This is a genomic window from Psychrobacter sp. (assembly GCF_018260395.1).
Taxonomy (GTDB): Bacteria; Pseudomonadota; Gammaproteobacteria; order Pseudomonadales; family Moraxellaceae; genus Psychrobacter.
Map to the genome: position 1 here is coordinate 1 of NZ_JAGLBC010000143.1, position 6,024 is coordinate 6,024.

At 37.7% G+C, this 6,024-nt stretch carries 4 protein-coding genes; 3 read left to right on the forward strand and 1 reads right to left on the reverse strand.

Annotated elements, in window-relative coordinates:
• Nucleotides 1-674 precede the first annotated feature (674 nt).
• Entirely contained in the window at nt 675-2,171 is a 1,497-nt protein-coding gene (locus tag QZ265_RS09390; RefSeq protein WP_296405596.1) for an L-serine ammonia-lyase, read from the forward strand.
• A 210-nt stretch (nt 2,172-2,381) separates the two neighbouring features.
• Entirely contained in the window at nt 2,382-2,612 is a 231-nt protein-coding gene (locus tag QZ265_RS09395; RefSeq protein WP_296405591.1) for a hypothetical protein, read from the forward strand.
• A gap of 232 nt (nt 2,613-2,844) precedes the next feature.
• On the opposite strand, the gene QZ265_RS09400 is transcribed toward QZ265_RS09395, so the two are convergent.
• The gene (locus QZ265_RS09400) at nt 2,845-4,413 is read right to left on the reverse strand and encodes a DEAD/DEAH box helicase (RefSeq protein WP_296405593.1); all 1,569 of its coding nucleotides are present in this window, start codon (nt 4,411-4,413) and stop codon (nt 2,845-2,847) included.
• 575 nt (nt 4,414-4,988) lie between these two features.
• On the opposite strand from QZ265_RS09400, the gene QZ265_RS09405 reads away from it, so the two are divergent.
• Entirely contained in the window at nt 4,989-5,978 is a 990-nt protein-coding gene (locus tag QZ265_RS09405) for an alpha/beta hydrolase (RefSeq protein ID WP_296405595.1), read from the forward strand.
• Nucleotides 5,979-6,024: the final 46 nt, after the last annotated feature.

The following is a 6,024-nucleotide window of genomic DNA, read 5'->3' on the forward strand; positions in this document are numbered from 1 at the left end:
CTGTCGCTAATGGCGCTTTAGCTACAACAGATTTATCAGCTGGATTTAATACATCAAAATAGTCTGTTGTATCGACTAAATTGCCATTAATTACTAACTTATACTTATTCATAATTTGTAATCCTTATTTTATATTTATTTATCAGTTATTTTTATAAAAGTTTTATTGATGAGATTATCTAAACGTAAAACCGGAATATGTAAACTCCGGTTGAAAATAGTATAAGTTGTGGAAGTTAAGTTCGTATATTAAAGATTTGCAAGTCGATGTTAAATTAATTAAACGAACCATACTTGTCTTGAGCATGATTTGATTGAAGGTTTTTTAAACATTTTATTGTAGGACTTAGCGACTACTTGCAATAACCTAAATTGGTTTTTAAATTAAAGATTTATATATCAGTTTAATAAACTCGACATAGTTCAGTAAATTTATACATAAGGTATTATAGTGTTAGCTAACTATTCGTTATAATACCCCACAATATTAGTTATAGCTCACCTCTGAAAAGTTTATTTATGATCCATCAGAATTCAAGCATATCACTGCATTTTAATTACCAGTAGATTGATAGTTTTCTTGATACTTAAGCCATAACAAGTTTAGTAAACGCATGCAATGTATAAGTTACTGTAAAAGTTAAAAATAAAAGTTGAATCAAATCAAAGGTACCATAATGATTAGTTTATTTGATATGTTTAAAATTGGGATCGGCCCTTCAAGCTCTCATACTATGGGACCGATGGTGGCTGCCGGTCTTTTTATTGAAGATTTAGAACATCATATTAATTTGCAAGATGTAGTGCGCATACAAGTTGATTTATATGGGTCCCTTGCCTCAACCGGACGTGGACATGCTACCGACACCGCCTGTATTTTGGGATTACTAGGGTTTAAAGCCAACAGCATTGATACTACTAGAGTGACTGAATATTTATCACCTGTGTTTCAAAGTAATAGCCTGCTATTGGCTGCGCGATATCCATTAACTTTTGACTATGATAAAGATATAGTTTGGCATCCACGCCGCAGTCTACCGCATCATCCTAATGGATTAAGTTTTACTGCCTTTAATAAAACTGGCCACAGCTTTAGCAAAACCTATTACTCAATTGGCGGCGGCTTTGTAGCTACAGAAGAAGAGTTTGAACATCCCAATGCAGACAAATCTATGGAAGTCTCAGATAGCCATAGTGCCGATAGTGTCGCTATAACCAGTGATAGTTCAGTCCCCTATCCTTTTGCCAATGGCAATGAATTATTGTCTCAATGTGCTATCCATAATTTAACCATCTGTGAAGTCATGATGGCCAATGAGTTATCTATACGTGATGAAACTACAATCTATGCCTACTTAGATGAGGTTTGGAAAGTTATGCAGCAATGTGTCAAAAATGGCTGTCAAGAAGAAGGTATATTGCCTGGTGGCTTAAAAGTTAAACGTCGGGCTAAAACTATGTACCATCAATTGCTTAGCGAGTTAAAAGATCCAAAAAGTAGCAGTGATAAATTAATGGCTATGGACTGGGTAGATTTATATGCACTTGCGGTCAACGAAGAAAATGCCAATGGAGGACGGGTGGTAACTGCTCCCACCAATGGTGCGGCTGGTATCATTCCTGCAGTGTTGCATTATTATCGCTATTTTATTGAGAGTTATACCCAGCAAGGCGTACGCGAGTTTTTGTTAACAGCGGCGGCTATTGGCACCATCATTAAACAAAATGCCTCGATTTCAGGTGCTGAAGTGGGTTGTCAGGGCGAAGTTGGCTCAGCATGTGCTATGGCAGCAGCAGGTCTGGCACACGTTATGGGACTTAATCCTGCACAGTGTGCTAATGCCGCTGAGATTGGCATTGAGCACAATTTAGGATTAACTTGCGACCCTATAGGTGGATTAGTACAAGTCCCATGTATCGAGCGTAATGCCATGGGCGCAGTGAAAGCCATTAACGCGGCTCGGTTGGCTAGCCGTGGAGATGGTGAACACCATGTTTCTCTTGATAAAGCTATCGCAACAATGAAAGCTACCGGAGCCGACATGTTGGATAAATATAAAGAGACTGCGATGGGCGGGCTAGCAGTACATGCTTATAACCCTCAAGATGGCAGCATGGATGGTTCACGTATTGAGATGGTTGAGGTCGGTGTGGGTTACCCTCAGTGTTAAATTTTCTTTTTGTTTAAATAACTCTTTGGAGTTTTCTTTGCTTTACCTTTGTTCATAAATGCTAAAGTTAATGCAAAAATACTTTAAATTAATTAGCACCAAAATTATAAGGATTTAATTATTTAAATTTTAATGTATACTTGATAATGATATTTACATATTTTTTAGATTTTAATTAATCTTGCTTTTTATAAACCCTAGGATGATATTATGAAAAATTTAACAGTAGCCCTCGCCCTTATTTTAGTTTGTGGCACTTATGCTACTAGTGCCCAAGCTGGCTCTACCTATCATGTATATATGAAAGATGGTGAATGTACTATTGAATTACGTGACCCTGAAACTTTTAAAAATCAACGAGGTTCTAATTGGAAATTTATCGGTAAAGATACCACCCGTAGTGGAGCTGAAAAAATTGCTAAAAATGCAGGGTGTGATTAATACTAGTGCCTTTTGAGTGGCTTACAAATTATTTAAGATAAGGTATAGTACTAGTCTTCCTAGGTTATATGAGTTTTATGAATAAAACTTAATTTTTAAGATTTGCGATGGTTTTAAGTTAGATTAATATTGACCTATTTATTAACTATAAAAAAAGACCAGCTTCATTTGAAGCTGGTCTTTTTTGTGCTTTCAAGAATTCAGATAACGTATATCAAAGCTACTTTAGCAATTAACCATTGTTGCTACGGCGAGCTGGGCGGCCTTCACCTGAACGAGCTGGTCCACTGCGACGTTGACCTGAGCCTGCAGGCTTAGCGGCCGCTGCTCCAGGTGTACCACCACCGCCAAAACGACGACCTGAAGGCTTACCACCTGGACGTGCTGCACCATTGCCACGCTTCTCACCACTGGCATTGTCAGTTGACTTGCCACGGTAACCGCCGCCACCATTGCTACCACGACGGTTGCCTGCACCTGCGCCCGCACCACCACGGCTACGGTTGCCGCCACGACCGCGTTTAGCGCCAGTACCTACTTTAAGATCTTTAGTGTTTTTCTTAGGTTCCATGCCTTCAATTTCTTCAACAGACATGGTGCGCTTTAAATAACGATTGATAGCATCAAGTTGTGGACGGTCATCAATGCTACAAATGTTAATAGCAATACCAGTACGACCTGCACGACCACTACGACCGATGCGATGCACATAATCTTCTGTTTGACGTGGAAGATCATAGTTAAATACGTGAGTGATGCCACTTACGTCAATACCGCGAGCAGCAACGTCAGTCGCTACAAGAATAGTGATTTTACCCGCTTTCACATCATTGATAATGCGAGTACGTTTTGCTTGTGGTAAGTCACCATGTAGGAAGCTGGCTTTATGGCCTTGCTCTTTTAGACTCTTAGCTAGCGTCTCACAGCTACGCTTAGTGGCTGCAAATATGATGGCTTGATTCACGTCTTTTTTAGTTAATAAAGTGTCTAAAATACGGTTTTTGTGATTAAAGTCATCAGCATAATATACTGTTTCATCAATGTGCTTGGTTTCAGCTTTGATATCAATTCGTTCTGGGTTATTGGTGAAACTAGCAGCAATTTTACCTACAGGGCCATCCCATGTCGCAGAACACATGATAGTTTGACGAGTATTAGGTGCAGCTTTCATTACTTTTTCGATGTCTTCAGCAAAACCCATGTCTAACATACGGTCCGCTTCATCTAGAATTAGAATGTCTAATTCTGATAAGTCAATACGACCAGAATTCATGTGGTCAATAAAGCGACCTGGGGTAGCAATAATAATTTGCACACCTTTATTTAGGGCACGTATCTGACCACCGTATGGTGCGCCGCCCACTAAGGGTACACTAAAGATATTGCGAGTTTTTGAACTGTATTGACGAACGCTATCACTAACTTGGTTAGCAAGTTCACGTGTTGGGGTCAAAATTACGGTATGCACGACTTTATTAGTCGCTTTGTCACGAATGATTTTATCAAGCATTGGCAAAACAAATGCAGCAGTTTTACCACTACCAGTTTGCGCAGATAACAACAAGTCACGACCGGCTAAAGCTGGTGGAATTGATTGTGCTTGAATAGGTGTAGGATGCTCATAACCACTTGAAGTTAGTGCAGAAAGCAGTTCTGGGGCAAGTTCAAGATCAACGAAAGTCACTAGATCTTCAGTTGTTACATTCGTATTAGGATGAGTTTTATCGTTTAGATCTTGAGTAGTTACGATACCGTCAACTTCATTTGCAGCGCTATTTAAAAGATTATCTAAATTTGACATATAATGTGTGTCCATTAAGTTACTGCCACTATTAAGTCGGCCAATGCTGAGGGCCAATAGGAAACAGTTAAAGTTTTAGGTACAACACAGATAAGCGTAAATTAAAATGAACATCCAATGTACAAGTTAATAACGTATTTTGATGGTTGTTACCGGTGAATCGTTAGCGTTAATAACGTATTTAATAGTCGGTTATTAATTAGACTAACAGCAAAATCATCGGCAACAATTATAAAAGGTGTCTTCTCCAGACGACAATTGCGGGCGATGTTATCAATCAGCAAGCGCATAGTATAGCACAATGATTTTAAATAAGTAGATTATTTTCGGTATCAGTTAAAGTATCAACTAAAATCAACCCACCATTTGTTGAGTTATTTTACTATGAAATATTTATAATTGCCTTACCTAGCATTATTCTATGGCTAATAACATTGAGAGTTGCTATTGTGACTTTGGATAAATAAAAAGTACGATGCTTCAACATCAACGCTACCTATAACTTCCTATTGTTTGAAACTAAACTATTAAAATCAATGATTATAAAACTATAATAAAAAAAACGGGCTTTATTTATGTCAAATTTTGCAATAAAAACAAAATACGGGTCTTTTCCAGTAGAAGTACATGTTAAGCCACCATTTTATATTTTTGAGAGTTTTAAAAATTTGGGTATCACAAATAGCTTTAATAGCTTAAAAACTTTAGATGAATTAGATTATTACCCCACTTCTCTAGAAACGGATTTATTATTAGCAGAGGATGTACCGACAACTTCATCTATTCAGTACATTGGATCGAAGTTTCAGTATGAGAAAGATCGTGAAACCACAATTATTTTATTGAATGCATTAGGTGTTACTCGTAATAAATATAGTAAGGTTATAGAAGGATTATCTGCTAAAGGTTTTACGGTAGTGAGCGCAGACTATCCTTGCTGTGGAGAGAATAAACCCACTATAAATAAAAGTGTTGATTACGACTACAATATTTTGGTAAATGAGTATATCCCCAAACTTATTGAAGCTGCAAAAGCCCACAATCCTAATAACCAAATTTTATTGCTAGGCCATAGCTTAGGTGGTCATATAGCCACCTTGTACGCTACTAGTTATGGACAATCGGTCATTGGCGTTGCATCCGGAAGCGTTCATTACAAGAGCTGGGAAGGTAAAGGTCGAATAAGAATGCTTTCAGCAGTAGCTACTATCAAATCTTTACTAGCTATCTATGGTTATTTGCCCGGGTACAAAATAGGTTTAGGCGCAAAAGAAACAAAAACCTTGATGACTCAATGGTGCCAAACTGCTTTAACTGGTAAATTTAAATTTATGACAGTATCCCTAACTCCCAAAGACGGTAAAGGGTTATATCTAAATATAGATGGAGACAACTTTGCTCCTTTTAAATCTACCCAAAGCTTGGCCAATCTATGTGCTCACTCTAAAGTGATTCAGGTTAAACTAGACACTAAACTCAAAGGCAATCCTCATGGCATATGGATTAAAAATCCTAAACCCGTCATCGATGCAATATGTGAAAACATTAAGTATCTAACCACATAGTTGTACAAGACTAGAGTCTAATGAGTTCAATTGACTTAATTTAATA

Coding starts and splice junctions, on each gene's coding strand:
- QZ265_RS09395 (WP_296405591.1), top strand. CDS start 2,382: ATGAAAAATTTAACAGTAGCCCTCGCCCTTATTTTAGTTTGTGGCACT.
- QZ265_RS09405 (WP_296405595.1), top strand. CDS start 4,989: ATGTCAAATTTTGCAATAAAAACAAAATACGGGTCTTTTCCAGTAGAA.
- QZ265_RS09400 (WP_296405593.1), bottom strand. CDS start 4,413: ATGTCAAATTTAGATAATCTTTTAAATAGCGCTGCAAATGAAGTTGAC.